3 protein-coding genes are annotated in these 2,826 nt (G+C 33.0%); all 3 read right to left on the bottom strand.

Annotated features, from left to right (window positions below; translation table 11 throughout):
* Positions 1–101: 101 nt before the first annotated feature.
* The 3 genes from BM246_RS19630 to BM246_RS19620 are packed head-to-tail and all read right to left on the bottom strand — an operon-like array spanning position 102 to position 2,496.
* A complete protein-coding gene (locus BM246_RS19630) occupies positions 102–620 on the bottom strand; it encodes a hypothetical protein (RefSeq protein ID WP_074940694.1) in 519 nt (172 codons plus the stop codon).
* 4 nt (positions 621–624) lie between these two features.
* Positions 625–1,536: a helix-turn-helix domain-containing protein gene (locus tag BM246_RS19625; RefSeq protein WP_074940691.1), complete on the bottom strand. Its 912-nt coding sequence runs from the start codon at positions 1,534–1,536 to the stop codon at positions 625–627.
* 9 nt (positions 1,537–1,545) lie between these two features.
* The gene (locus tag BM246_RS19620; RefSeq protein ID WP_074940688.1) at positions 1,546–2,496 is read right to left on the bottom strand and encodes an SDR family oxidoreductase; all 951 of its coding nucleotides are present in this window, start codon (positions 2,494–2,496) and stop codon (positions 1,546–1,548) included.
* Between the last annotated feature and the right edge of the window lie 330 nt (positions 2,497–2,826).

The raw sequence follows: 2,826 nt of genomic DNA, 5'->3' as shown, positions 1-2,826 counted from the left end.
GCAAAATCGGGTTTAATATTTGACAAGGAATATAAAAGTGCGCTAGTGAAAAATTAATAAGATTTTACTTGTTTTTTAGCACAGTACTTTGTTGTGTGTAGTTATTTTTTGATTTCATTTTCTATATCCACCAATTTCAACTCTTTATGGTAGGCATCAATTCTTGCATAGGCAGTTCCATCTACTAATAAGATAACTATTAGCATAGCAATCGTTGTGATACTAATTGCACGCCAAGTTGGTGTATTAATAAAAATAATTGACAAGGCTGCTACAATGATTATAATCGGAATAGCCTTAAAAACGATTGTATTATATTCTTTCAGAGTTGCTTCGGCACGAGTGATTTCCGATTCTACGAATACAGAAGCATCCTTATTGTAAGCAGTTTCAAATTGTGTAATCCTTGATTTATTGGTAAAAAACAATCCAAGTCCAATGGTTAACAGAAGAACACCTGCTGCCAAAGTAGGAATTATGTAAGCTCGCGCCATTTCCGTCTTTCCTAACTGCCAAAAACCTAAACTTGCCGCCATAAACACTAGTCCGAAGAGAATGAAAAATGGGGTTGAAAATAGTTCGGCTTTTGCCCAATCTGTTGCTGTTTTTAATATATCCATAATTTTAATTCAATTTATATTTTTCTCTGTATTCCGTTGGACTTATACCTTCTTTCTTTTTAAATAATCTTGAAAAATATTGTGGGTATTCGAACCCCAACTCATAAGCTACTTCCGAAATACTTTTGTTCGGTTTCAATAAAATATTCTTTGCTTCATCGATTAAACGCAAGTGTAAATGTTCGGTAGTCGTTTTTCCCGTTTCTTTTTTTAGTGTATCACTTAAATAGCGTTGAGAAACGGACATTTTATTGGCTATTTGTTCTATGTTTGGAATACCTTTTTCTTGTAGTAGTCCTAATTCAAAATATTCAGATAATTGTAGATTAAATCGCTCCAATAGGTTATTTGATAATTCTTTTCTATTCAAAAACTGTCTTTCATAGAAACGATTGGCATATTTGAATAGCGTGCCTAATTGAGAAATGATAATTTCTTTGCTAAACTCATCTTGGTTGTTTTGATATTCTATTTCAATATTTTCAACTATCGATTCTATTTGCTTTTCTTCTTTTGGCGAAAGATGTAATGCTTCATTTACTGAATAGGAAAAGAAACCATATCTTTTTATTTGTTGTGCTAAATCTGTTCCTTTTAAAAAATCTTCGTGGAAGTTTATTGAAAAGCCTTTTCGCTCAAAAACCACGCTACTGTCCCATTGTAGAATTTGCCTTGGTGCAATGAATATTAAAGCTCCATTGGTAAAATCATATTTTGTTCGTCCGTAGTTTAAGTCGCCTTTTACAAATTTCTTTAAGCTAATGGAATAGCAATCGTTTGTAATTGGTGGCGAACTTTCTTTTGGACAAGGTAAATAACCATCGCCTTTTGAGTTGAAAACACTCAACATTGGATGTTCAGGTCTCGGTAGTTCTAAATAATCGAGATAAGTCGATAATGTTTTAAAGTGCTCCATAATACAAATTTATATATTCCATTTTACACCTGTTTCTTTTTCCGAAAGTTCCCATAATTTTTTTGCTACAACTTTATCTTTGGCGTGTGATTCTAATTTATGTGCTCCAACTGGACCAGTCCAATTATTTCTTCCTGTTGGACCATAAAAACTACTTTGGTCTAAATTAGGTTCTGTAGCACACATCAATTGCGGATAAGCACCTTTTTCAGCTGATTGTGTTAATGGTGATAATTTCATTAGATTAAAGATGAATTTCATCATAAAACTACCACTTGAATTTATTAAGTTGGTTCTTGAAGAACCAGGATGACAAGCGTAAGCTTTAACATCTGTTTTCCCAGCTTCTTTTAATCTATCTTGTAATTCGTACATAGACATTATCTGCGCCAGTTTACTTTGACTATATGCATTATTAGGCGTGTAATCTTTATCCCAATTCAAATCATCAAATTTGATTGTTTTAATTCCCATATCATATCCCAAACTTCCTACAGTTACAATTCGTCCATTGGATTTTTCAATAAGTGGGAACAATAATGCTTGAAGCGTAAAATTTCCATAATAATTCGTTCCCATTTGACTTTCCCAACCATCTGTAGTTAGTGTCTGTTTAGGAACTTGAGCAATTGCTGCATTGCAGATAAGTGCATCAATTTGAGGAACTGTTTTTATAACTTCCTCAGTAGCTTTTTTTACAGAGGTTTGTTTGGATAAGTCCATTTGAATGTTAATTACATCAATATCGTTACCCAATTCTTGTTTCAATGAAGCAATGGTGACTTCTGCTTTTTTAGGATTCCTATTAAGCATTACAACTTTTGCCCCTTTTGATAGCAATATTTTTGCTGCTTCAAATCCTGTTCCACTTGTAGTTCCAGTGATGACGTAAGTTTTGTCATTCAAGTTTCCAATTCTGTCTGGTGTCCAACCTTTTTTGCCAAATTGAGTTGTATTCATTGTGTCTATTTTTTAAGATTAAAATTATAAGACAAAGGTCGGATAGAAGAGGTCTTGTTTCCTTATACAGATTTTCGAATGTTGTATACTATTTGGTTTGAGTGGTAATTACACACAACGTGTTTGTATATGGTTTGTTGCGTGGTTTAAGCACCTAACTTAGCAAATAAAAACCGAATAGAAAATCCGCGAGGATTTTCGTAAGTAGGCTAGAACCAGCAATAAATTATATACGGTGTGCCTGTTGCACAACGTGTTGTTAAATATACAGAAATTTCGTATATTTAGTAATGCAAGGCACAAAAATATATCAAGAGAAATTATTCAGCA

It is taken from the genome of Algibacter lectus (assembly GCF_900112395.1).
GTDB lineage: Bacteria > Bacteroidota > Bacteroidia > Flavobacteriales > Flavobacteriaceae > Algibacter > Algibacter lectus.
Note: the sequence above shows the minus strand (reverse complement) of the source record. Positions and strands in the feature narration are given on the sequence as shown.